This window comes from Streptomyces sp. NPDC026417 (genome assembly GCF_055567695.1).
In genome coordinates this window covers 33,541-57,100 of the sequence record NZ_JBVHPY010000032.1, presented here as the reverse complement: position 1 = coordinate 57,100, position 23,560 = coordinate 33,541, and the positions used below count along the sequence as shown (strand labels likewise).

At 70.3% G+C, this 23,560-nt stretch carries 19 protein-coding genes and 2 pseudogenes; 11 read left to right on the top strand and 10 right to left on the bottom strand.

What is annotated here, in order from left to right:
* Positions 1–12: 12 nt before the first annotated feature.
* Positions 13–408: an STAS domain-containing protein gene (locus ACZ4NT_RS34730; RefSeq protein WP_467729139.1), complete on the bottom strand. Its 396-nt coding sequence runs from the start codon at positions 406–408 to the stop codon at positions 13–15.
* Between the two features lie 637 nt (positions 409–1,045).
* On the opposite strand from ACZ4NT_RS34730, the gene ACZ4NT_RS34725 reads away from it, so the two are divergent.
* Positions 1,046–2,071, top strand: coding sequence for an AraC family transcriptional regulator (locus tag ACZ4NT_RS34725; RefSeq protein WP_467729137.1), 1,026 nt, complete (start codon positions 1,046–1,048; stop codon positions 2,069–2,071).
* 218 nt (positions 2,072–2,289) lie between these two features.
* Here the strand turns inward: ACZ4NT_RS34725 and ACZ4NT_RS34720 are convergent.
* Positions 2,290–2,628, bottom strand: a pseudogene (locus ACZ4NT_RS34720) (transposase); the annotation flags it as partial.
* A gap of 366 nt (positions 2,629–2,994) precedes the next feature.
* Here ACZ4NT_RS34720 and ACZ4NT_RS34715 point away from each other — a divergent pair.
* From ACZ4NT_RS34715 to ACZ4NT_RS34690, 6 genes are all read left to right on the top strand, one after another.
* On the top strand, positions 2,995–4,047 hold the full coding sequence (locus ACZ4NT_RS34715; RefSeq protein WP_121407686.1) for a beta-keto acid cleavage family enzyme: 1,053 nt from the start codon (positions 2,995–2,997) through the stop codon (positions 4,045–4,047).
* Between the two features lie 195 nt (positions 4,048–4,242).
* The gene (locus ACZ4NT_RS34710) at positions 4,243–5,217 is read left to right on the top strand and encodes a quinone oxidoreductase family protein (RefSeq protein WP_467729134.1); all 975 of its coding nucleotides are present in this window, start codon (positions 4,243–4,245) and stop codon (positions 5,215–5,217) included.
* A gap of 59 nt (positions 5,218–5,276) precedes the next feature.
* Positions 5,277–6,191 (top strand): TauD/TfdA dioxygenase family protein, encoded by a 915-nt coding sequence (locus ACZ4NT_RS34705; protein ID WP_402374618.1) that lies wholly within the window; start codon positions 5,277–5,279, stop codon positions 6,189–6,191.
* 32 nt (positions 6,192–6,223) lie between these two features.
* Positions 6,224–7,636 carry an MFS transporter gene (locus ACZ4NT_RS34700; RefSeq protein ID WP_467729132.1) on the top strand — a complete coding sequence of 471 codons (1,413 nt, stop codon included), beginning with the start codon at positions 6,224–6,226 and terminating at the stop codon, positions 7,634–7,636.
* Entirely contained in the window at positions 7,633–8,229 is a 597-nt protein-coding gene (locus ACZ4NT_RS34695; RefSeq protein ID WP_121407682.1) for an alpha/beta fold hydrolase, read from the top strand. The genes ACZ4NT_RS34700 and ACZ4NT_RS34695 overlap by 4 nt, the downstream gene beginning before the upstream one ends.
* A gap of 39 nt (positions 8,230–8,268) precedes the next feature.
* Positions 8,269–10,263: an acetoacetate--CoA ligase gene (locus ACZ4NT_RS34690; RefSeq protein WP_467729129.1), complete on the top strand. Its 1,995-nt coding sequence runs from the start codon at positions 8,269–8,271 to the stop codon at positions 10,261–10,263.
* Positions 10,264–10,870: 607 nt separating this feature from the next.
* On the opposite strand, the gene ACZ4NT_RS34685 is transcribed toward ACZ4NT_RS34690, so the two are convergent.
* Genes ACZ4NT_RS34685 through ACZ4NT_RS34675 form a run of 3 tightly spaced genes read right to left on the bottom strand, consistent with a single transcriptional unit; the run spans position 10,871 to position 14,624 of the window.
* Entirely contained in the window at positions 10,871–11,962 is a 1,092-nt protein-coding gene (locus tag ACZ4NT_RS34685) for a YeiH family protein (RefSeq protein ID WP_467729127.1), read from the bottom strand.
* Positions 11,959–13,491 (bottom strand): long-chain-fatty-acid--CoA ligase, encoded by a 1,533-nt coding sequence (locus ACZ4NT_RS34680; RefSeq protein WP_467729125.1) that lies wholly within the window; start codon positions 13,489–13,491, stop codon positions 11,959–11,961. Before ACZ4NT_RS34680 ends, ACZ4NT_RS34685 begins: the two co-directional genes overlap by 4 nt.
* Positions 13,488–14,624: a TauD/TfdA family dioxygenase gene (locus ACZ4NT_RS34675; RefSeq protein ID WP_467729123.1), complete on the bottom strand. Its 1,137-nt coding sequence runs from the start codon at positions 14,622–14,624 to the stop codon at positions 13,488–13,490. Before ACZ4NT_RS34675 ends, ACZ4NT_RS34680 begins: the two co-directional genes overlap by 4 nt.
* A 197-nt stretch (positions 14,625–14,821) precedes the next feature.
* On the opposite strand from ACZ4NT_RS34675, the gene ACZ4NT_RS34670 reads away from it, so the two are divergent.
* The 3 genes from ACZ4NT_RS34670 (at position 14,822) to ACZ4NT_RS34660 (ending at position 18,697) form a co-directional block, all read left to right on the top strand.
* Complete coding sequence (locus ACZ4NT_RS34670) at positions 14,822–15,844, top strand: AraC family transcriptional regulator (RefSeq protein WP_467729121.1); 1,023 nt, start codon at positions 14,822–14,824, stop codon at positions 15,842–15,844.
* 522 nt (positions 15,845–16,366) lie between these two features.
* Complete coding sequence (locus ACZ4NT_RS34665) at positions 16,367–18,109, top strand: endo-1,4-beta-xylanase (RefSeq protein WP_467729119.1); 1,743 nt, start codon at positions 16,367–16,369, stop codon at positions 18,107–18,109.
* A gap of 90 nt (positions 18,110–18,199) precedes the next feature.
* Positions 18,200–18,697, top strand: a complete 498-nt coding sequence (locus ACZ4NT_RS34660) for a hypothetical protein (RefSeq protein WP_467729117.1) — start codon at positions 18,200–18,202, stop codon at positions 18,695–18,697.
* A 263-nt stretch (positions 18,698–18,960) separates the two neighbouring features.
* Here the strand turns inward: ACZ4NT_RS34660 and ACZ4NT_RS34655 are convergent, their stop codons facing one another.
* Together ACZ4NT_RS34655 and ACZ4NT_RS34650 are read right to left on the bottom strand one after the other, a co-directional pair.
* Positions 18,961–20,265 carry a phospholipase D-like domain-containing protein gene (locus ACZ4NT_RS34655; RefSeq protein ID WP_467729115.1) on the bottom strand — a complete coding sequence of 435 codons (1,305 nt, stop codon included), beginning with the start codon at positions 20,263–20,265 and terminating at the stop codon, positions 18,961–18,963.
* Between the two features lie 710 nt (positions 20,266–20,975).
* Positions 20,976–21,419: a DUF3370 family protein gene (locus ACZ4NT_RS34650; RefSeq protein ID WP_467729149.1), complete on the bottom strand. Its 444-nt coding sequence runs from the start codon at positions 21,417–21,419 to the stop codon at positions 20,976–20,978.
* 326 nt (positions 21,420–21,745) lie between these two features.
* Here ACZ4NT_RS34650 and ACZ4NT_RS34645 point away from each other — a divergent pair, with 326 nt between their 5' ends.
* The gene (locus tag ACZ4NT_RS34645) at positions 21,746–21,886 is read left to right on the top strand and encodes a hypothetical protein (RefSeq protein ID WP_183117134.1); all 141 of its coding nucleotides are present in this window, start codon (positions 21,746–21,748) and stop codon (positions 21,884–21,886) included.
* Between the two features lie 56 nt (positions 21,887–21,942).
* Here ACZ4NT_RS34645 and ACZ4NT_RS34640 read toward each other — a convergent pair whose 3' ends face one another.
* The 3 genes and pseudogenes from ACZ4NT_RS34640 to ACZ4NT_RS34630 all read right to left on the bottom strand — a co-directional run bounded on the left by ACZ4NT_RS34640 (position 21,943) and on the right by ACZ4NT_RS34630 (position 23,252).
* Positions 21,943–22,113: a hypothetical protein gene (locus ACZ4NT_RS34640; RefSeq protein ID WP_183117201.1), complete on the bottom strand. Its 171-nt coding sequence runs from the start codon at positions 22,111–22,113 to the stop codon at positions 21,943–21,945.
* Between the two features lie 179 nt (positions 22,114–22,292).
* Positions 22,293–22,538, bottom strand: a pseudogene (locus tag ACZ4NT_RS34635) (helix-turn-helix domain-containing protein); the annotation flags it as partial.
* A 123-nt stretch (positions 22,539–22,661) separates the two neighbouring features.
* Positions 22,662–23,252: a VOC family protein gene (locus ACZ4NT_RS34630; RefSeq protein WP_467729113.1), complete on the bottom strand. Its 591-nt coding sequence runs from the start codon at positions 23,250–23,252 to the stop codon at positions 22,662–22,664.
* Positions 23,253–23,560: the final 308 nt, after the last annotated feature.

Sequence of the window (23,560 nt, the reverse complement as noted above, 5' to 3'; positions counted from 1 at the left end):
GCCCTGTCGCCTTCAGCTCGTGGAACGCAGCGATGACGCACCGTCGTCACCGTCGGCCGCCGGCTCCGGTGCACCGGTCCCGGCGGCCTCGTTCAGTGTGGTGTACAGCGGGATGGCCTGGTCCAGCCCTGTCAGCGCGAAGACACGCGCGACCGGCGCGGGTACCGCGGCGAGCCTGAACTCGCCGCCCTGCTCGGAGAGGCCCTGGTATATCCGCACCAGCGCGCCGATACCGGAGGAGTCGCAGAACTCCAGTGCCGCGCAGTCCGCCACGACCACGGACCGGCCCGCGTCCGCGATGACGTGGTCGGCGGCCGTCTGCAGCTGAACAGCGCTCTCGTAATCGAGTTCGCCGCGCAGCGTGAGGACACGCACCCGAGCCGCTGACTCGACCTGTATCGAGAACACCTTCGACTGCCTCCGCCTCGCCACCGCCCCGGACGCGTTTCCACGGCCGACATGTGGGCATACACCTTTCCAATGACCCGGGTCAGGGTGGCACAGGTCGCCGAGTCACTTGGCGCACTCGCACGAGGCATGCGACCACGGACCGGGCACACGGCTCCGCCGGTGGCGGCACCGTCGCGACCGGACGGGTCCACCAGCCCGCCCCCTCCTCCGACCAGGTGTTTCGCCGCCAGGGCCGCCCCACGCCGACCGGTGTAAAACGCGGGGGCGCGTACCTCCGGTGGGCGGTCGGAGGCCCCGTCGCCGGCTCATCGGACCGCGGCGGCGCCCCCAAGTGGTAAGACGGTGTCCCCTCCGGCACAGTCGCGGGCCCCTGCACGCGCGGACGGGCGCGGACGTCGGCGGACACCAGCCCCGGGCGGGCTGTACCGGGGTTCGCTGGCAGGACACCGGCCGCCACTGGGAGGTTCGGGGCAGCAGCAGTCGTCCCGTCCGTACGCGACCGGGCATGTCGTTCGTCCCGCCCCTGCCCGATTGCGCTTGCCGGGTGGTCGCCGCGTCGCACGGGTGGTGCGTCCTTGGCCCCCGGCGGCTCACCGGCTTAGCTGACCGCGATCCGACAATGGAGGGTGCCCCCGTGGAACCGCTCATCCGCAGCGCAGCCCTGAGCGGATACGCGCAGCTGTGTCACGCCCTGGGTCTGGACGCTCAGGCGCTGCTGCGCCGGACGGGACTGGGCGTGCAGATCCTGGCCGATCAGGACCGCTGGATCCCGGCCACGGCCGCGGCGCGGGTGCTCGAGCTGTCCGCGGAGGCCAGCGGACGGGAGGACTTCGGTCTCCGCCTGGCGGAGCTGCGCCGCCTGTCCAACCTCGGTACCGTCAGCCTGCTCGTCCGCGAGGAACCGACCATGGGCGATGTGCTGCGGTCCCTGATCAGGTACGAGCGGATGTACAACGAGGCGCTGCGCGCCGGCCTGCGCGAGGCCGGCTCCACCACCACGCTGCACATCGCTCTGGATCTCCCGGGAACGCGGCAGAGCCGCCAGGCCGTGGAACTGGTCGTCGGCGCCTACCATCAGGTACTCACCGACCTGCTCGGCCACCGGCTGCGGTCCAGCCAGGTCTGCTTCACCCACCCGCCCCCCACCGATCTCGGGACGCACCGCCGTGTGTTCGGGGACGATCTGGTGTTCCTGGCGGGCTACAACGGCATCGTGCTGCCCGCACGTGTCCTCGCGGCGCCCAACATCCGGGCCGACCCGGTGTTGCGGCGATACGCCCAGCAGTACGTCGAATCCCTGGCGCCTGCCCTCGACCCGTCCGACACGGAGCGCGTACGGAAGATCATCGAGGTTCTGCTGCCGACCGGCCGGTGCACGGCCGACGAGGTGGCGCGCAGCATAGGCATCGATCGCCGCACGGTGCACCGACGGCTTGCGAAGGCCGGGCAGACCTTCTCCTCCGTCCTCGACGGCGTTCGCACCGACCTCGCACAGCGCTTCGTGGCGGACGGGGGACGCTCGCTCGCCGAGGTGACGCACCTTCTGGGTTTCACCTCACCGGGAGCGTTCTCGCGCTGGTTCCGGGAGCGCTTCGGAACCAGTCCGAGCCGGTGGCGTGGTGATCGCCGACATGCGGCCGGGACGCGGCAGGCGAGATGAGGGCGGACGCTTCCTGAACCCCCCGGCGGACTCGGGCCGTGCCAGGTCGGTCGGAGGTGGTGGGTTTCTCCCAGGGCCGGCGGAGGTCCGCGCCGAGCGGCCGGGCGAGCCGGAGCTGGGTGCGGGCGACGATCAGGATCCAGGTCCAGCGGTCCGCCGCCTCGGGGGTGCGGAGTGAAGCTGCCTGAGGGCCCCTTAGAAGTCATCTCATTCGGTGAGTGCAGGCGCCCCTGAGATCCGGCGGACAGGGGCAGACCGGTCCTCTCAGTGATCAGGTGGATCTTCGAGGCGTACTTGCCCCGGTCGACAGGATTTGGACCTGCGCTCGCCGCGGGCACCGAGTTCATCGAGGGCCAGGCGGTGGAGTTTGGCCCACACCCTGGCCTTCGACCACTCGGCAAACCGCCGGTGAGCCGTGGCTCCGACGGTCCGAACGACGCGGACGGCAACTGCTGCCACGTACAGCTAGACGTGGCCACGAACACGATCGCGGCCAGCATCCCCCGGTCACCGTGCCGGCGCCGCCCGCCGGCACGTCGACGCAGCGGCCGCCGAGGTGAACCGGCTCGTCCGGGTTGAAAACGTTCTTTCCGCTGTGTCCGGCCACCTCCGGCATGCCGCTCGCGACCGACAAGGCGCCCGTTGTCGGGTGTCCCCAAATGGCAAGTCCTGCGTCTCCTTCGGTCAAGCAGCCCAGACCCGTCCAGCTCTACGGTGACACCACCGCAGAGACGCGGCCAGCCACCGGAGGGGGCACACCACTCCCTTGCGCACGTCCCCTTCGGACGGGCCGGTCACAACCGGCTCACCAGGCCCGCGTCCTTGGCTCCGCATCAACCCCTCGCCCCGGTTCGCTGCCCGCACCGCACCTCGCGCGGGTCGCCCGTGACGGGGGTGACCACCGATCCGACAGGAGACGGACCGTGCACTTCCACGACGACTCACTCTTCCCCGAGAACCAGGAAAAGCTGGTGATCCAGGCCGCTCCCTACGGGCCGGAGTGGCTGCCCGGTGACGCCGACGACCTTCCTCTCACGATGGACGAGCACGTACAGGCGGCCGTCGACTGCTACAACGCCGGCGCGACCGTACTGCACATCCACGTGCGCGAGCTCGACGGCAAGGGCTCCAAGCGGATGTCCATGTTCAACGAGCTGCTGGGACGGTTGCGCGAGGCCGTGCCGGACATGGTCCTCCAGATCGGCGGTTCGATCTCATTCGCCCCCGAGGACGAGGGCAGCGAGGCCAAGTGGCTCAGCTACGACACCCGTCACCTGCTGGCCGACCTCACTCCGGCGCCGGACCAGGTGACGATCGCGATCAACACCAGCCAGATGAACATCGTCGAGATCATGACCGACGACGACCTCGAGGGCACCTCGATCGCCAAGCCGGAGTACTACAAGGCCTATCGCGACATGGTCGTCGAAGCCGGCCCGGACTTCTACCTGGAGCACCTGAAGCGCCTGCACGCCGGCGGCATCCAGCCGCACTTCCAGCTCGCCACGCTGGCCCAGCTGGAGACCGTCGAGCGGCTGATCCGGTCCGGCGTCTACACCGGTCCGCTGATCCTCAACTACGTAGCCATCGGCGGCGGCTTCGCCGGTCGCCACCCCGCGGACCTGATCGAGTTCGTCCGCCGTACTCCGGACGGCGCCGTCCTCACCATCGAGAGCTCCATGCGGGCCGTGGCGCCGATGAACGCGATCGGCATCGCCCTCGGCGCCCATGTGCGCGTCGGCAACGAGGACAACCTGTGGCGACGCAAGGGCGAGCGCATGACCACCGTCGAGCAGGTCGAGCAGATGGTCCAGATCTCCGAAGCGCTCGGCCGTGACATCGCCACCGGCGCCGAGGCGAAGAAGATCTACCGGCTCGGGGAGTACTACGCGGACGCCGACGAGACCCTGGCCCGGCTCGGCATGGTGCCCAACCGCCGTCCCGGACAACGCGGTTTCATGCTCCGCGACGTCTGATCTCATCCGTCCGCTTCCGGGCACGCCGCCACCGCACCGGGCCACCGCGTGGTGCTCCGCTCGGCGCGCCCGGCCAAAGGGGCCGCCGGAGCAATCCCCTGACTCCGGCGGCCCCCCTCCTTCCAACCCATTCGCCGCAGCCGCCGTGCCCCCGCACACCCGGCAGGCGTCCGCAACGAACAACGGAGCACTCCCGTGGCACACGCCATCCGCTTCCAGGAGACCGGCGGTCCCGACGTCCTGAACTGGGAAGAGGTCGACGTCGGCGACCCCGGTCCGGGCGAGGTGCGGATCCGGCACGCGGCGGTCGGACTCAACTTCGCCGACACCTACTTCCGTACCGGCCTGTACCCGGCGCCGCTTCCCGCCGGGCTGGGCGTCGAGGCCGCCGGTGTGGTGGAGGCCGTGGGCGAGGGGGTGACGCACGTCGCCGAGGGCGACCGGGTGACGTACACCGGCAGCCCGCTGGGCGCGTACAGCACGGAGCGGGTGATGCCTGCCGATGCCCTGATCAGGCTGCCGGACGCGATCAGCTTCGAGACGGCCGCCGCGATGACCATGCGCGGCCTCACCTCCGCCTACCTGCTGCGCAGGATCCACCCCCTCAAGGCCGGCGACACGATCCTGCTCACCGCGGCGGCGGGCGGTGTCGGTCTCATCCTCTGCCAGTGGGCGAAGCTGCTGGGACTGACCGTGATCGGCACGGTCTCCACCGAGACCAAGGGCGAGCTGGCCCGCGCCCACGGCTGCGACCACGTCGTCCACTACCGGCGCGAGGACGTCGCCGCACGGGTGCGCGAACTGACCGACGGGGCCGGCGTGCCGGTCGTCTTCGACAGCGTCGGCGCCACGACGTTCGCCGGTTCCCTCGCCTCGCTCCGGCGGCGCGGCCTGCTGGTGTGCTTCGGCACGGCCTCCGGGCCGGTGCCGCCCATCGACGCCATGCAACTGGCCCTCAAAGGATCGCTGTTCGTGACCCGGCCCGCGCTCGCCGACTACATCGCGGACCCCGCCGAACGGGCCGAACTGGCCGGCGAGCTCTTCGCCCACGTCGCCTCCGGACGGATCACCGTCGAGGTCAACCAGCGCTACGCCCTGGAGGACGCCGCCCGCGCGCACCGCGAGTTGGAGGCCGGGCGGACCACGGGGTCGTCCGTCTTCGTCCTCTGAACACGCCTGCCCGGCAGATCACCTGACCGCCGTTCACTCCCTCACCAGGAGGAATCCCCGTGGAAAAGACCCTCGCCCCGGTGGAGAGCGCACCCGCGACGGTGCGCGCCCACTCCCTCGGCTCGATCAAGGTCGAGCCGCTGACCTGCACCATCGGCGCCGAACTCTCCGGCGTGCACCTCGGCGACGCTGCGCGCGACAAGGACCTGTTCGCCGAGATCAAGGCCCTGCTCCTCCAGTACAAAGTCCTGTTCCTGCGCGACCAGGACATCACCCGCGCCGAACACGTCGCGTTCGCCGAGCGGTTCGGCGCCCTCGAGGACCACCCGGTGGCCGGCAGCGACCCCGACCACCCCGGCCTGGTCCGCATCTACAAGGACCTCGGCTCGCCCGCCGAGCACTACGAGAACGCCCTCCACACCGACGGGACCTGGCGTGAGACGCCCGCCATGGGGGCCGTGCTGCGCTGCGTGGAGTCACCCCCCGTCGGCGGGGACACCATCTGGGTCAACATGGTCGAGGCGTACCGCCGACTGCCCGACCACGTCAAGACCCAGATCCAGGACCTGCGCGCCCGGCACAGCATCGAGGCGTCCTTCGGCGCCGTCATGCCGCAGGAGAAACGCCACGAGCTGAAGGCCCGCTTCCCGGACGCGGAGCACCCGGTGGTGCGGACCCACCCCGAGACCGGTGAGCAGATCCTCTTCGTCAACAGCTTCACCACGCACTTCGTCAACTTCCACACGCCTGGGAACGTCCGCTTCGGGCAGGACTACGCCCCCGGTGCCCACCTGCTGCTCAACTACCTGCTCAGCCAGGCTGCGGTCCCGGAGTACCAGGTGCGCTGGCGCTGGCAGCCGAACAGCGTGGCCATCTGGGACAACCGCTCCACCCAGCACTACGCCGTCCAGGACTACGGGTCCGCCGTCCGCAAGATGGAGCGCGCCGGGATCACGGGCGACAGACCGTTCTGACCCTTCCTTCAGAAGCTCGCGAGGTGATGACAATGGCGTTTTCCACCACTGAGCAGTCCCCGCCCGAGACGGCCCCCCCGCCCGTCTGGCCGGTGTCCCGGCGTTATGCCTGGGCCGTTTTCGCCTTGAGTTTCGGCCTGCTGCTGTCCGACTACATGTCACGGCAGGTCCTGAACGCCGTCTTTCCCATGCTGAAGGCCCAATGGCTGCTGTCCGACGCGGAGCTGGGATCGCTCAGCGGGGTCGTGGCGCTGGCGGTCGGCGTGCTGGCGTTCCCGTTGTCCTTGCTGGCGGACCGCTGGGGCAGGGTTCGGACCCTGCTGATCGCCGCCACCGTGTGGAGCCTGGCGACGCTGGGATGCGCGGTGTCCGCGGGCTATGGCGAGATGATGACCGGCCGGATCTTCGTCGGCATCGGCGAGGCGGCCTACGGCAGCGTCGGGATCGCGGTGGTCCTGAGCGTCTTCCCGCCCGCGCTCAGGGCCACCCTCTCCGGCGCCTTCATCGCGGGCGGCGCCTTCGGCTCCGTCCTCGGCGTCGCGATCGGCGGCGCGGTGGCCGAGGCGTTCGGCTGGCGCTGGGCGTTCGGCGTGATGGGCGTCTTCGGCCTCCTGCTCGCCGCGTGCTACGGCATCGTGGTCACCGAGAAGCGGCTGCGGCCGCGCGCGGAGACAGACGCGGACACGAGGAAGGCGGCAGGCGGCGGGGCGGCCACCGACGCCCGGCCACAGGCGGACACCGTCGACGGCGCGGCCACCGCCCCGCGCGAGCATCTGCGGGCGCTCCTGCCGCGACTGTTCTCCTCCGCCTCGGTGGTCGGCGCGTACGTCGGCAGCGGACTCCAGCTGTTCATCGCGGGCTCCCTCATCGCCTGGCTGCCCAGCTACTTCGACCGCTACTACCATCTGCCCACGGCGCAGGCCGGCGCCGCCGCCGGGGTCTTCGCCCTGGTCATCGGCGTGGGGATGATCGGCGGCGGGATCGTCTCGGACCGGATCAGCAAAGGGCGGCCGGTCAGGAAGTGGTCTGTCGCGATCGTCTGCAGCCTCGGCTCGATGGTCCTGCTGCTGACCGCCTTCCACCTCCCCACCGGCTCGCTCCAGATCATGACGCTGGCGGCGGGAGCGGTGCTGTCGGCCGGCACGGCCGGCCCGGCCGCCGCCATGGTGGCGAACCTGACCCCGGCGGCCATCGCCGCCACGGCGTTCGCCACCCTCACCCTGGCCAACAGCCTGCTCGGCCTGGCTCCCGGCCCCGCGGTCACGGGCATGCTCGCCGACCGGACGAGCCTGCTCGACGCACTCCGGCTCGTCCCACTCGTCGCACTCGGCGCCACCGTGGCCTTCGTGGTCGGCCGGCACCACTACGAGCGGGATCTGCTCCGCATCACCGGACAGTCCGGGCCGTCCGGGGCGGAGCGCACGCGAACGGAGGCGTCCTCATGACCCGCACCACAACCCCGGCGATCGTGATCGTCCCGGGTCTGCGCGACCACGTGGAGGGGCACTGGCAGACCCTGCTCGCCGGCCGGCTGGCCGAGGCGGGCCGCACCGTCCGCACGGTGCCGCCGCTGACACATGACGGACTCAGCCGCACGGCCCGCGTGGCCGCGCTGGACGAGGTGGTCTCGCGGCTCGCCGGGCCCGTCGTCCTCATCGCCCACAGCGCCGGCGTGATCACCACCGTGCACTGGGCCCAAGAGCACCGGGCCGACGTCCGGGGCGCGCTGCTGGTCACCCCGCCGGACTTCGACACTCCGCTCCCGGAGGGCTATCCCGCCCCCGATGTGCTGGCCGGGAACGGCTGGACACCGGTCCCTCGGTCGGCGCTGCCCTTCCCCAGCATCGTCGCGGCCAGTTCCGACGACCCACTGGGCGGCCTGGACTGCGTCCGTGCGCTGGCCCTGGCCTGGAAGAGCGGGTTCGTGGAGCTGGGAGCCGTGGGGCACCTCAACCCCGCCTCCGGCTACGGCCCGTGGCCGGAGGCGGAAGAGCTGCTCCGCGAACTGGACCCCGCCCCCGCCCCCGGTCACGGCTGAGCCACCGGCCCCCGGCCGGCGACTCCTGGAAAGGCATCGATGAACACCGACACCGACCCCGACCTCCTCTGGTCCCCCGGTCGCCGTGAGACGCAGGACTCCAATGTCGCGTCCTTCCTGCGGTGGCTCGCCACCCATCGGGAGCTGCACTTTTGCGACTACGCCGAGCTCTGGCGATGGAGCTCCACCGACCTGCCCGGCTTCTGGTCCGCCGTATGGGAGTTCTACGGCCTGGACGCCGTGTCCGGCTATGACGAGGTGCTGGCGGACGCCTCCATGCCGGGCGCCAGGTGGTTCACCGGCGCCCGGCTGAACTTCGCCGAACGGTGCTTCGCGCACGCCGCCCACGACCGCCCGGCCCTGGTCTTCGTGGACGAGGACGGGACCCCCGTGGAGACCTCCTGGGAGGAACTGCGCCGGCAGGTCGCGGACGTCGCCGCGGCGCTGCGCCGGATGGGCGTGGGGCCCGGCGACTGCGTGGCCGGCTGGCTTCCCAACCTGCCGCAGACCGTCGTCGCGCTGCTGGCCACGGCCTCCCTCGGCGCGGTGTGGACGGTGTGCTCCCCGGACTTCGGCATGCCCAGCGTCCTCGCCCGGCTGCGGCAGGCACGGCCGGCCGTACTGGTGGCGGCGGACGGCTACCGCCACGGCGGCAAGCGATACGACAAACGCCCGGTCGTCGCCGAGCTGGTGGAGGGGCTGCCCTCCGTACGGCACGTTCTCGCGGTCGGCCACCTCTTCCCCGCGCCGGACGAGCCGTGGGCGCCGCGGACCGACGTACGGCAGCACTCCTGGTCCGCGCTGCCGGCCGCAGAGGGGCCGCTGGAGTTCGCCGACGTACCCTTCGACCACCCCCTGTGGATCCTGTGGTCGTCGGGGACCACCGGGGTGCCCAAGGGGATCGTCCAAGGCCACGGCGGCATCGTCGTGGAACTGCTGAAGGCCCTCGGCCTGGGCGCCGACCTGCGCGCCGAGGACCGCTACCTGTTCGTCACGTCCACCAGCTGGATGGTCTGGAACTTCCTGGTCGGCGGACTGCTGCACGGCAGCACCGTCATCCTCTACGACGGCAGCCCCACGTTCCCCGACGTCCACGGAGCCTGGCGGGTCGCCGAGCGGACCGGAGCCACGATGGTCGGGGTGGGGGCCGCCTACCTCGCCGCCGGGGAGAAGGCGGGCGGGGCCCCGGCGGTCGAACTCGGTCTCGGGGCTCTGCGCTCCATCCTCCAGACCGGCTCGTCGCTGCCGCCCGGCACCTGGCGCTGGGTCCACGACCGGCTCGCGCCCGGTGTCCGGCTCCAGTCGATCTGCGGCGGGACCGACGTGTGCTCCGTGCTGGCGGGCCACTCCCCGCTGCTGCCCGTGCGGGTGGCCCGTATCCCGTGCCCCGCGCTCGGCGTCGCGCTGGCCGCCTGGGACCCCGAGGGGCGGCCGCTGACGGGGGAGCAGGGCGAGATGGTGCTGACTGCGCCCCTGCCGTCCATGCCGCTCCACTTCGTCGGCGACCCCGACGGAGCGCGCTACCGGGACAGCTACTTCGACACGTACCCGGGTGTCTGGCGGCACGGCGACTGGGTCACCGTCCATCACGACCTGTCGGTCGTCGTCTCCGGCCGGTCGGACTCCACGCTCAACCGCATGGGCGTGCGCATGGGCTCCGCCGACCTCTACGCGGTCGTCGAACAGCTCCCCGAAGTCGCGGACAGCCTCGTCGTCGGTGTGGAACGCCCGGACGGCGGCTACTTCATGCCCCTGTTCGTGGTCCCGGCCGGGGGAACCGATCTGGACGAAGCGGTCCGCGAGCGCATCGCGGCCGCCATCCGGCACCGGCTGTCCCCCCGCCACGTGCCCGACATCATCCTGCCGATCGCCGCCGTGCCCCGCACCCTGACCGGGAAGAAGCTGGAGGTGCCCGTCAAGCGCATCCTCCAGGGGGCCCGCGTCGACGAGGTGAGCAGCGCGGGCGCCGTCACGCACCCCGAAATGCTGGCGTGGTTCGCCGAGTTCGCCGGCCGTTCCGCGACGGGCGGGTGAGCCGCACCCTCACGCGGACGACGAAGACGCCTCGGTCCATACCCATGGGCCGAGGCGTCTTCGTCGTCGCCGGCTGGTGGCCAGGAAGCGCGCTCGGGTCGACACCCGACGGGAACCTATGGATCCCCGGAGTGCCGACGGAGTCGTCCGCGGGGGCGGGGGGGACAGACGTTCCAGTCCGCGGCGATGCGCAGCACCGGCACCCCCGCGGGCGGGCGGCGTGCCGGGCGTCCCGTTCAGTATCTCCCCAGTCCTGCCGGCTCCTGCCGGCCCCTCTCGCGACCCACCGGTCCTGCGCCGGGTTCCCTCTCGACGAGGGCCGGTTCCCCGAGGCGCAGGGGAACCGGCGTCATGCCGATGAAGCAGGAGGCGCGGGTCAGCTCGCCGGAGTCGAACCAGGTCCAGGCGCGGTGGCCGGTGATGCGGTCCGGCCGAAGTGCTGCAGGTCCCCGACGCGTGCGGCCGGCGTCCGCAGCCAGGCGCGGAAGTCCGGGCGAGCGGCGTCGGTCTCCCGCCACGAGCGTGCCGCCGGCACCCCGGAGACCCGGCCCTCCCGGTGGGGGCGTGGGCCGGGGTGCCGGCAGCCGGATCCGTCTCGGCGGGGCCGCTATGACAGGCCGCCGCCGAAGACGTATTGGAGGGCCAGGCTGGAGGAGGAGACGACCACCCACAGGCAGGCGCCCAGCAGCAGGGGGCGGGGGCCGGTGCGGCGCAGGGCCGTGAGGTCGGTGGACAGCCCGACGGCGGACAACGCGACGGTGATGAGGAAGACGGACAGCTCCTTGAGGCCCGGATGCACCGGGGCGGGGACGATACCGGCGCTGTTCGCCGCGGCCGCCAGCAGGAAGGCCACGAGGAACCAGGGCACCAATCCGGCCGGCCGCACCGGCGCGGAGGGGGCGGAGCGGGTGCGTCCGGCCAGGAACGCCAGGCCCAGACAGACCGGGATGATCATCAGGGTGCGGGTCAGCTTGACGACCACCGCGTTGTCGACCGCGCCGGGACCGAAGGCGGTGGCGACGGCCACCACGGACGACATGTCGTTGACGGCGGTTCCGGCGAACAGGCCGAAGACCTGGGGATCCATGCCGAGGACGTGGCCGATCAGGGGGAAGACGACGACCGCGGCGATGTTGAAGAGGAAGATCGTCGAGATGGCGTAGGCGACCTCCGCGCTCGCGGCACCGATGACCGGGGTGACCGCGGCGATCGCCGACGCGCCGCATATGCCGGTGCCCGCCCCGATGAGGGTGCGCAGATCGCCGCCGACACCGAGCCGGCGTCCGATGACCCGGGCGGCGAGCAGACAGGCGGCCAGGGAGCCGAGCATGACCGGGAGGGAGCTGCCGCCCACGTGGAGCACCTGGGAGAGCGACAGTTGCGCGCCGAGCAGGGCGACCCCGGCCTGGAGGACGGGTTTGCCGGCCAGGCGCAGGCCGGGCGTGAGGCGGGGGGCCGGTCTGCGGACGGCGGCGACCAGGACGCCGAGGACCACGGCGGTCACCGGACCGCCGAGGACGGGAAGCCGTTCGCCCCCCACCGTGGCCACCACCGCGACGACCAGGGCCACGGCAAGCCCGGGTATCCAGGACCCGCGCACCGGCCGGGCGGCGACCGCCCCGGTCGCGGCGGGGTCGTCCGGCCGGGGGCCGCGGTCCGGGCTGGACCGGGGCCCCCGGGCGTCCCGCTGCTTCCTCACGAGTGCGACTCTCGTCCGCCGCCGTGCCCCGGGGCCGCCTGCTCCGCGACGACGATCTCGCGCTTGAGGATCTTGCCGGTGGCGCCCTTGGGGAGCGCGTCGGTGAAGGTGACGATCCGCGGATACTTGTAGGCGGCCACCCGTTCCCTGACGAAGTGCCGGATCTCCTCGGCGGTGGCCTCCGCGCCGTCCCTGAGAGCCACCACGGCCGCGATCTCCTCGCCGTGGATGTCGTGCGGCACACCGACCACGGCGGCCTCGGCGACGGCCGGATGCTCGTAGAGGACCTCCTCGATCTCGCGCGGGTAGACGTTGTAGCCGCCGCGGATGACGAGGTCCTTCTTGCGGTCGACGATGAAGTAGTAGCCGTCCTCGTCGACGCGGGCGAGGTCACCGGTGTGGAACCAGCCGTCGCGGACGGCCTCCGCGGTCGCTTCCGGGCGGTTGCGGTACCCCTTCATCACGTTCTCCCCGCGGATCGCGATCTCTCCGACCTCGCCCGGGCCCACGTCGGTGCCGTCGTCCGCGACGAGCCGGGCCTCGACCCCGCGGATGGGCACCCCGATCGAGCCGGCCTTGCGGGGGCGGTCCGGGGGGTTGAACACGGCGACCGGCGAGGTCTCCGACAGCCCGTAGCCCTCCAGCACCGTGACACCGAATTCCCGTTCGAAACCGTGCAGCACCTCCACCGGCAAGGAGGCACCACCGGACACGGCGAGACGCAGCCGGGACAGGTCGTGGTCCTCCGGCACCCCGGCGGCGTTGAGCAGGGCCGTGTACATGGTGGGGACGCCGAGGAAGACGGTCACCCGGTCCCGGTGCAGGACCCGCAGCGCCGCGGCCGGCTCGAACCGTGGCAGCAGGGTCAAGGTGGCGCCGGCGACGACGGCGGCGTTGAGGGCGCAGGTCTGCCCGAAAGCGTGGAACAGCGGCAGTCCGCCGAACAGGACGTCGTCCGGCCCGACCCGGATCAGCGTCTCCACCGTCGTGACCGCGTTGGTCGACAGGTTGCGGTGGGTGAGCTCGGCGCCCTTCGGGGTGCCTGTCGTCCCGGAGGTGTAGAGGATGACGGCAGTGTCGCCACCGCCCCGTCCGACGACCTCGGCCATGGGCTCGGTCGCCCGGATCAAGGCCTCGAACTTCGCATCGGTGACCAGGCACTCCACCCCGGTCCCGGCTGCGGCCTTCGCCACCTCCGCCGCGAAGAGGGGAGCCGCCAGAACGATCCGGGAGCCGGAGTCCCCCAGGGTGTGGGCCACTTCGCGGGACTTGAGCAGCGGATTCATCGGGACGACGACACAGCCGGCCCGCAGGATGCCGTAGTAGGCGACCGGGAAGAGAGTGACGTTGGGCATGACCAGCGCGACGCGATCACCAGGCTGGACACCCCGCTCCCGCAGGAGGGTGGCGACGCGTGCGGCGGCGTCGTCCAGCTGGGCGTAGGTGAGGACTGTGTCGTCCTGGCGTACGGCGATCCGGTCGCCGTGAACCCTGGCCGATTCCGCCAGGGCTGCCGCGAGGTTGTTCATTCGTCGTCCGTTCCGTCGGGACCCGAGGGGTGGGTGGTGGGGAGACGGCAGGAGCCGCCGGTGTCGCCGGAGCCGGGGATCGAGGCCAGGTCGCGGGGGGTGACCCCGCCACGGCCGGAGCCGTCCCCGGCGTGCGGGAGGTCACCCCAGAAGTGCGAAGGGAAGTCGCGTCCCTGACGCAGGGTCAGCCAGAGCCGCAACAGGTGGCGCTTGCGTTCGGGCTCGGCGAAGTCCTCGTACTGCGTGCGGGAGTGCAGGACCGCGTAGTTGTTGACCAGCAGCAGGTCGCCGGGCCCGAGGTCGAGGTCCAGGCGGTGCCGCGGGGAGCCTGCCGCCTCGTCGACGAGGTCGAACAGCTCCACGTCGGCCCGCTCCAGACGCGGGACCCCGGAGCTGCGCTGGGCCGACTCCAGGTAGCGGCGGTGGTAGCGCATGCTGAGCTTCCCTCCGTGCCAGGTGGCGAGGGGGACTGCGTGGTAGGGGCGCTCGCCGGGGGCGTTTTCACCCCGGCGGTCGAGGTAGTGGGTGCGGTACAGCCGCTCGACGAGATCGGGGCGGCGCGCCAGGACGGCGTTGTGGACCGCGCCGGCACTCACCAGGGACATACGCGCGCCGGCGCGGGGCGGAGTCAGACACAAGAGCCCGAGCACGTCGGACCCGTCGGTGTGGAAAGGCAGCGCCTGTCTCGTCTGGTAGCCACGCGTGGACGGGTCGGCCAGGGTGCGTCCGGTGTCACGGACGTGACCGAGCATGTGACCGGCCGCGTTCTGCGACACCGGGACGCCCAGGTGCTGCCCGAGCCCCCAGAACAGGGTGCTCACCGCCGCCCTGCCATACCGTTCGACGGGGATGCGTCGGATCAGGACGAACCCCCGGCCGTTCTCCAGCACGTCGACGACGCGTTCCAGCACACCGGCCAGGGTCGGCAGCGGGAAGTCGGCGGCCCCCACCTTCAGCAGCGGGAGATCGCGCCCGCGGACCGCGCACAGCGCGGACTCGAGCTCCTCGATCTGCCCGGGCGACAGCCGCAGAACCCACTCCTCGGAGTCGGCCAGGTCCGCCCCGCTCCAGACGGCCGGCCCCGTGCAGGACCGGCGCAGTACCTCCATCGCGTTCGTGTGCACCGCGGACACATTTCTCCCCTCCGAGTGCCTGACGGATGTCCGATGGAGCGGCACGGATGCCTTGCGCCCCCGCTGTCCCGGCGCCGGATTTACGAGGGATTCACTCCATCGAGAGTGGTGCCACAGTAGGACAGCCCGTGTCGCGATGCTTGACGTGACGTGACGTCTGACTTATCAATCAGGGACACACCCCGGGGAGTGCGCCCATGATGAAACCCCTCGTCCGCAACGCCGCCCTGAGCGGCTACGTAGAACTGAGCCAGTCACTCGGCATCGACCCGCGAGCCCTGATGAAGCGGGTCGGTCTGGACCCCGCCGGCCTCGCGGTCCAGGACCGGTGGATATCCGGCGTGGCCGTGATCCAGCTGCTCGAGCTGTCGGCGGCGGCCGCCGGCCGGGAGGATTTCGGCCTGCTCCTCGCCGAGCGGCGCCGCTTCTCCAACCTGGGGCCCATCAGCCTGGTCATTCGCGAGGAACCCAACGTCCGCAGCGCGCTCGAACTCCTCGTCCGCCATGAGCACATGTACAACGAACTGCTGCACAGCAGACTGTCCGAAGTGAACGGCCTGGCCACACTCAAGGTGAACCTGGAGCCGGGGGAGACGACACCGACCCGCCAGTCCGTGGAACTCGCCGTCGGCGCCTTCCACCAAGTGCTGCGCACCTTCCTCGGCACCCGGTGGCAGGCACTGTCCGTATGCCTCACACACGGAGCGCCGAAGGACTCCGGGAGTCACCAGCGCGTGTTCGGTCCCGTGGTGGAATTCGACGCCGAATTCGACGGGATTGTCTTCTACGCCAGCGACCTCCACACCCCCAACCCCCTGGGGGATCCGATGCTGCGGGCCTACGCACGGCAGTTCTTCGACGCGATCGCGACCTCGCGGGACACGACCGTGCTGGACCGGGTGCGGGACCTGATCGAGGTCCTGCTGCCGACCGGCCGGTGTTCCATCGAGCAGGTCGCCGGCAGTTTGGGAGTCGACCGCCGGACCGTACACCGCCACCTGGCAGCCTCGGGCCAGACGTTCTCCTCCGTCCTCAACGCGACGCGCAGCCAACTGGCGGAACAGCTCGTACCCAACCCCAGGCGTTCGCTGACGGAGATCTCCGGTCTGCTCGGGTTCTCCGCGCCGAGCGCCTTCTCCCGCTGGTTCCGCGAGCAGTTCGGCTGCAGCGCGCGGGAATGGCGCACCCGACGCGCTGAACAGGGCCCGGAGAGACGGTGACCCCGGGGGAGCGCCGGACGGGGCATGCGGGTTGCGCCAAGACCAAGCCCGCGCCGCAGCAATCTTCTGCAGCGTCAGCCCTCAACGCCCCGACCTCATACACCCGTCGAGCAGCGGGCTGGCTCGCAGCAGCCGCAGCCGACCTCCAGGCCCCGGCTGGCAAACTCGCCCTACAGCCCCTGCTCGACCGACTCACGGCCGGCGACCGCTGCAACACTCGACTCGCCGCCAGTGCAGTCACACCATCCGCAGCCGACTCGTCGACGTCGTCGGTGGGGACGTGATGTACGAACCGTCCGGCCACCAGCTCGCAGAAGACGACGTGGTCGAGCCTTCCTCGCCGCCGCGGCCCGCCTGGTCGTCGGCCCTAGCGCGCCCGACCACTTCCACGCCCTCGCTGACGGCCCAGCAAGTTACGAGCTGGGACGCGCCACACAGGGTCGCCGTACCTCATGCGTGATGAACTGTGGCCCGGCTTCGAGACGTTGATCTCGTCTCGGACAAGAGAGAGGGGGAGGGACCGTGGTCCTTGGTGGGGGGACGTGGCAGCGACTGACCGCCGTGGTACTCGTCATGGCGGTGGCGGCCGGGTGTACGGGGCAGGGCGAAGGCGCGGGCGGCGGAAACGGCGAAGACCTGCTGCGGAACCACGACTGGACGCAGATGCCGGGCACCACCGCGGGGAACGGCATCCTGCGGGTCAGCGCATTGGATCGGCACATCGTGGAGCAGGACTCCTCCGGCGGTCAGCCCAACCCCCCGCTGAACCTGGCCGGCCCGCACCTGAGGTCCGATGGCGACTTCACCGTCACTGCGCGCATGTCCGGTGTGGGTGACGATGACGGCGACTCATGGCTGCGGCTGTACGGACGGGTACCGGTCATCTACGACGAGTGGCGGCAGGAGCGGCCCTCGCTCCGCGTCGGCGTGACCGCTGACGGACAAGTGAAGGTACAGATATGGGACGGCGAGGGCGATGAGCCGGCCACCTCCAAGGAGTTCGACTGCGGCTGCTCCGGGACGGTGACGCTCGCCGTGTCGAGCATCGGTGACACATTCCGCGTAAAAGCGGACGGGCGACCGCTGGGAACCGTGCAGGACCCGGGGGTGTTCGCCGAGGGCACTGTCTGGTTCGGTCTGGAGGCGGACGCGGGCGAAGACGAGCGCCGCGAGGGATGGCGTCTGACGCAGCTGATCGCGCGGGCAGAGAGCGGTGACTCGCTCCGCGTGATCAAGGCGCCGCAGCTACGCCAGGAGCAGTCCGACGACTCGCTGCGTGCACGCGCCGCAGACGTGGGGCGGCCGTTCGACGTCGGCGCCGCCCTGGCCGAGAACCCGCTGCTCACCGACTCACGCTACCGGGCGCTCGCGGGGAGCCAGTTCTCCATGCTCACTCCGGAGAACGCGTTCAAGCCACAGTTCCTCCACCCACGCCGGGGCGTCTACGACTTCCGCGACGCGGACCTACTCGTACGCTTCGCCCGCGCAAACGACATGAAGGTGCACGCGCACACCCTCGTCTGGCACGAGGCTCTGCCCAACTGGATGCGGGAGAACGACGACCCCGAGGAGGTGCGCCGGACCATGCTCCGGCACATCGCCATGGTCGCCGGGCACTTCAAGGGAAAGGTCGCGGAATGGGATGTGGTCAACGAGCCCATGTCCGACGACGAGAAGAGCTACACCAACGAAGATCTCGGTCTGCGCTCCGAGCAGAACCCGTGGTTCGAGGCCATGGGCGAGGAGTACGTCGACGAGGCGTTCAGGGCCGCCCACCGGGCCGATCCGAAGGCACGGCTGTTCCTCAACGAGTACGGGATCGAGGAGGAAGGCGAGCGGTGGGACGCCCTTTACGATCTGGTCAGGCGACTCAAGGAACGCGGCGTACCGATCGACGGTGTGGGTTTCCAGAACCATGAGTACGCACCCGGCGACCGCATCGACCCGGAGACCTTCCGCAGCCATGTGCGGGATCTGGCGGAGCTCGGGGTTCAGGCGCGGGTGTCGGAGATGGACGTCCCCATAGGTGAGGACGAGCAGGACGGGCGGCAGACCCAGGCAGATGAGATGGCGGGCAAGCTGCGGGTCTGCCTGGAGGAGCCGAACTGCACCTCGTTCTCCACGTGGGGATTCACCGACCGGTACGGTTCCACCGCCGACACCAAGATCTATCCTCCGCGCACGGCAGATTCCCTGCCGTGGGACGCGGCCCTGCGGCCGAAACTGGCGTACGAGCGCCTGCTCGAGGCCTTTGACGAGGCGTGAGGAATCAAGGTGCGATCTCTCGGTTTGGTGTCGATGGAACTGGATGGCCCCTCGTCACTCGCTGACAGACCTGTTTGGGATCATGCCCGCATGGACTTTGACCTCGCCCCACCCACCGGCGTTGGCCCGTTGCGGATCGGCATGACTCGGCAATTGGCCAACGCGGCGCTGGACTCACTCCGCGATCTCTCCGCGGTCTCGGCGTCCGACCGTCCGGGGCAGCACGTCTTCCGTCCCAGTGGACTGATGATCAGTATCCACTGCACGCGAGACGTGCTCGAAGCCATCGAGCTCGGGAGGCCGTCGACTCAGACGGACCGAGTCGTCTTCCGGGGCCTGGACGTGTTCGCGCTCCCGGCCCGCGAGCTGGTGCAACGCATGGGCGAGTACACCTCGATCGAGGCAGACCCTGACGATCCAGCGTCCTTCGTCGCCTCTGACCTGCTCCTGAGCTTCTGGCGCCCGTTCGCGGCGGACGACGAGCCAGAGGAAGAGCAGGGCTATTTCTTCAGCTCGGTTCTGCTGGCGCGGCCTGGCTACTACGACACCCCTGCTCAGGCTGCGGAGCGACGCCAGCAGAGTTCGTGACGGGCCCGTCAGGAGGCCAGTAGGACTCGTATCCGCAGGAGGCCGAAGCCAGCCCGACCGTACATCTGGCGCTTGATCATTTTGATTCGATTGACGTGGCCCTCAACGACGCCGGAGCTCCAGGGCAGTGCGAGGCTGGCGGTGACGGCGGCGGAAGATGCCCACCACCAGGCAAGATCACCGACGTAACGAAGCACTACTAGGTGCGGTTCGAAGAACTCACCGTGCGGTACCCACAGGGGTCACCGAGCGGCGGGGAATGCCTACTCCTTGACCTGCTTCGGGTCGATCGGAATCTCGCGTGCCGTGTTCTCGGCGCGCTCCTCGGCGCCCAGCTTCAGCGTTGCGGTTCCGCAGCAGCGGTCGTACTGGTTCTGCCAGTCCGTCATGAACGCGTCATAGCTGGACTGGCCGACCAGCTTCAGGTCCGACTCGTCGTTGTGCCAGACGCCGTTGCTCGTCCAGTTCGCGGAGCCGACGAACACGATTTGGGAGTTGACCGCACCCGCGTAGCTGCCGCTGACCGTCATGTACTTGTCGTGCGTGTAGTGCAGGGCGTGGCCGTTCGCGTCGGTTCCGCGGCTGGTGTCGTGCACGGAGATGTTCGGCCGGTCCTTCAGGTAGTTCTGCACGCTGCTGTCGACCTGGCCGGCGGTGAGGAGTATGCGGATCTTGACGCCGGTCTGTGCGAGGCTCACCAGCTTCTTCGGCAGTTCGAGATAGTTCCGGTCGCCCGGCTGCCCGTGAGAGGTCCATTCGAACATGGCTATGTTGATCGTGGCCGGCGCCTTGACGTTGTTCAGAAAGTCGACCCAGGTGTCGCTCTTGGAGCGTGCTTTGGGCCACTGGTAGGAGGGCGGGGACAGTGTCCTGGCCGCCTGGCCGTCGGTGGAGCTGTAGTAGTCGGGCATCAGCGGGCCCGGACCGTTGAGCGCCCCCTTGGCCATGGCGGTGAAGTAGCGGACGTAGGAGTTGTACAGGTCGACGTTGCCCATGACGGTGGCGCTGCTGTTCCACGCGGTATTGGCCTGGGCGGGCGTGGGGTTGGCGCTGCTGACGGTCACGGTCCTGTTCGCGTCGCTCCCGCCGCTGAACATGTAGAACTTCGCGTGCAGGGCGGAGCCGGAATAGTGCGTCAGGCAGCCGCCCGGGCACAGCGCGGCGAAGCTGGAGGCTTGCGGATCGTTGCCCAGCTCGGTGACCAATGACTGCCAGATCGCGTTGTCGCTGTGCACGTCCATCAGCGCCTTGACGATGACGCCGCGCTGATGCGCGGCGATCAGGGCGTTGGCGAAGTCCGGGCCCGGCTGCGTGCCGCCGATTGAGTACATGGCGACGCGTATGGTCTGCCCGCAACTGGCGCTGTTGATCGACTCGATGATCGGGCCCATGACGTTCATCCGGGCGTCGGGGTTCTCCGGGTCGTTGAAGCGAGGACCCGGTGTCGAGGTGAACGTCCGGGACTCGCAACTGAGGGGAGGCTTGGCCTTCTTGACCGCAGCGTGCGCCGGGGTCGGCGACAGCGCGGTGACGGCCAGTGCACTGATCAACGTGAGCGTTCGCTTCATGGACGGGCCTTTCGCTGGGCTGTTGCCGATGACGAGTCGGGCGTTGCTGTGCTGATCGCCCCATGGGTGGTCGCCGAGGCGAGCCCGGCAGCCGGCGTTCGCCCAGAACGTCGCACAGCCCTCCCCGTTCGACCTCCGCCGTGCGGTCGTGACGGAGTGGGCCGCGCCGGCCGAGCCCCCGGCGCGGCGTGAAAGCCCCCGGTCAGGGGCGCTGCCGCGACGTTCGCGGTAAGGACGTGGACGCGTGTCGGGAGCGGGGCCGGGAATGCGCCTGTACTCGGCCATGCGTTGGAATCCTGCGATGGGACCGGGGCAACCCGGTCGATGAAGTGCTGGTCCGTCGGAGCCTGCCCAAAGTTGTTCCATGTATGACCCACTGATCCACTGTTCGGCAAACAGGAGACTCACGAAGGCGTCGAAGGGTTGCACGAGGAGGCAGGAAAGCAGGTACGCAGGCAGGGAAGTTGGAAGTGGGGACGGGCCACGGGAGCGGTGCCGTTCACGAGCGCATGAGGCAGCCGAGTGCGGCATGACGGATGACCAACGAGGCCCCGGAGCAGAGCGATCGAGACCTTCGGCAGCTCGATCGACAGCCCGGGGCCTCGCTCGTTGCGCTGGCCGGGGTCACCTGATCGGGGCCCGCCTCGCGCGCTCGCATGCGTGCCGGGGCGCCGACCCGCTCGGTCCGCGGGGGCTCGCGGGCACGGCCGCTATACGCTCTCGAGGAGGAGCTGGGAGCCGGCTGTGATGAGGCCGGGGACCGTGAAGTCGAGCTTCACTGTGCGCGTGGCTCCGGTGGCGAGGGTGTAGGTGCCTATGGTGTTGCGGGGGACGGTCGGGCGGACGTAGACGGTCTGGAGCTGGGAGGCCGCGCCGTCGACCGAGACGGCCATCGCGCCATTCCAGGTGTTGCCGGGGACGACGGTGGAAGCGGTGACGCTGGAGCCGAAGACGAGCCGTGCGGTGCGGGGCCCCGAGGACGGGTTGCGCAGGGCGATCTCGACCAAGTAGCGGGCGCCGTAGTTGCCCCAGCTGCGCTGGGAGGAGTCGCGGAGGGCGGCGGTGGCGGGCGCTGTCTGGTCCAGGGCGGCCACCTGGCGCTCGGTGGTGTTGAGGGCCAGCCCCAGGTGGCTGCCGGCGGCCGGGACGTCGATCGCGATGCGACCGGTTGTCCATCGGGATGGTCGAGGCCGCCGTCGACGGAGAGTTCGGTACCGGTGACGAAGCTGCTTTGGTCGCCGGCGAGGAAGACGGCGGCCGCCTCGTCGGGCGGAACGTGCACACTCGTTCTGTTCGCTGGCTGTACCGCCGCGTCAGGCCTGCGACTTGCTCGACGAACGTCCGCCCGCCCGCAAGAGGGGTCTTCGCATTGAAGCGCCGGACACGAAGACACAGCCCCCCGCCGTCCCACCACCGGGAGGTCAGCTGGGAACCGCAGGTAGGACCCGTATGCACCCGTCCCGAAGACGTACGGGCTTACGTGCTCGTCGAAGATGACAGGCTCCTCGGCTACGGGGAATTGTGGCTCGACGCCGAGGAGAACGAGGCGGAGCCGGCCCGGCTCACGCGACCGGTCGTGGCCGTCTTCCACACCGGCACCCGCACCGGCTCCTGTCGGTGATCATCAACCCGGCAGACACATCCGATCGACCGGCGGAATGGGCAAGCGGACAGGCCCTAGCCGAGGCGCCTCTGCCGCCGGTAACGGATGATCAGGAAGGTGATCGCAGTCAGCTGGGCGAAGGCCCAGATGCCGAGCTCCACTTCTCCCATGCCCCCGCCGAGTGCTATCAGCGCCAGGGCGAAGACGGCGATGACCGCCACGAGGTTCACGATCAAGTTGCGCAAGGTTCCTGCCCCCATCCACGTCGACTCGCGCTGTGACGAGGATGATCGCAGCCGGCGGGCTCCGCGTAAAGATCTTGGCCGACAGTCATGCATCGCACCCGGACATACCGTCTGGGAGACGCGTCCGGATCGCGCTTGCCGCACCTGCGGCCAGTGAGCATTCTCGGCGTTGCCGCCCAAGGGGTGAGGACGGCTTCGGGACCGGTCATGGCGGCGACGTAGGCGTGGGCGGTGTCGATGGACATCCCGAAGCCGACCGCGATCCGGGCCAGGTGTCGTGATGGCGCAGGTGCACCAGCGCGACGGGCGCGCGCTGGTGCGGCGGGAGTTCGCACCTGCGGTCACCCTCACGGGTGAACGACGAGCATCGTGACCCACTCGACGAGGGTGTGCGGAAGGTCGAGTGCGGCAGGACAGAGCACCAACAGGGCTCCTGTGCCGGTGTGTTGGGACTTCGAACACCTCCACCAACGGAACGGGATCCTCGTGCGTTGCGCCCCTTCCTCGACCTGACCGGCGCCCCCGATCCGCGGCCACGCTGAGAACGCTCAGTGGGTGACGTGGAATTCGTTGCCGCCGGCGTCGAGGAACTCGCCGGGTCCGCGGTCGCTACGGGTGACTTCCAATCGTAGCCTGTTCCGTGTCGTTTTCGGCGCCGCAGGCGGCCCCATCACCAGCGAGACCGTGCTGGTGGGCGTCCGTCGAAGCCGGACGCCCCAGTCGTGGGACTCGACCGCGTGCCAGTCGGCCTGGGACTGCCAGAAGGACGGCTGCACGTAGCGGTCCTCTTCGGCCACGTCGAGGCAGAGCGCGACGAGTCCAGCGTCTGCACGTACTCCGTGATGCGCGGGACGCAGCACGCAGAGCTCGTTGCCCTCCGGATCAGCCAGCACATCCCAGGGGACGTCCCCTTGGCCGATGTCGACCCGCGTCGCACCGAGTGTGAGCAGGCGCGCCACCTCGACCTCCCAGTCCGGCCCCCCGGCCAGGTCGAGGTGGAGTCGGTTCTTGCCCGCCTTCGGCTTGGCCGTCGGCTCGAACCGCAGCCGCAGGCCGTCCGTCCGGCCCCGCGTCGCGTCCTGCCAGACGCGGTCCATACGCGCGACATCCAGCGCGTCGATCACGATCCCTGTCAGCATTCCGTTCCCCAAGCTGTCGAAGGCGAATTCGAGGAACCCTTCCCCGTGCTCAGGCGACCTTGTCGCACAGCGGCTCGACCGAGCCGTGCAGCAGGTCCAGGGTCTTGTACCCGTCGGCCGATACCTCCAGCGTGTACGTGCCGTCCACGGTGTACAGGCCGCGCGCCACGTTCCCCCCCCGTCCTCGCCGAAGCCGGCCAGGATCGGACCGGTGACGTACCAGGTCTGCGAGCGGTCCGCGCGGATCACCACGATGGCCCGGCCGCTCGCGTCCGCGTCGTAGGAGACACCGGTCCCTGAGTTGATCA

Coding starts and splice junctions, on each gene's coding strand:
- ACZ4NT_RS34700 (WP_467729132.1), top strand. CDS start 6,224: ATGGCGTTTTCCACCACTGAGCAGTCCCCGCCCGAGACGGCCCCCCCG.
- ACZ4NT_RS34695 (WP_121407682.1), top strand. CDS start 7,633: ATGACCCGCACCACAACCCCGGCGATCGTGATCGTCCCGGGTCTGCGC.
- ACZ4NT_RS34690 (WP_467729129.1), top strand. CDS start 8,269: ATGAACACCGACACCGACCCCGACCTCCTCTGGTCCCCCGGTCGCCGT.
- ACZ4NT_RS34680 (WP_467729125.1), bottom strand. CDS start 13,491: ATGAACAACCTCGCGGCAGCCCTGGCGGAATCGGCCAGGGTTCACGGC.
- ACZ4NT_RS34670 (WP_467729121.1), top strand. CDS start 14,822: ATGATGAAACCCCTCGTCCGCAACGCCGCCCTGAGCGGCTACGTAGAA.
- ACZ4NT_RS34660 (WP_467729117.1), top strand. CDS start 18,200: ATGGACTTTGACCTCGCCCCACCCACCGGCGTTGGCCCGTTGCGGATC.
- ACZ4NT_RS34655 (WP_467729115.1), bottom strand. CDS start 20,265: ATGAAGCGAACGCTCACGTTGATCAGTGCACTGGCCGTCACCGCGCTG.
- ACZ4NT_RS34630 (WP_467729113.1), bottom strand. CDS start 23,252: ATGCTGACAGGGATCGTGATCGACGCGCTGGATGTCGCGCGTATGGAC.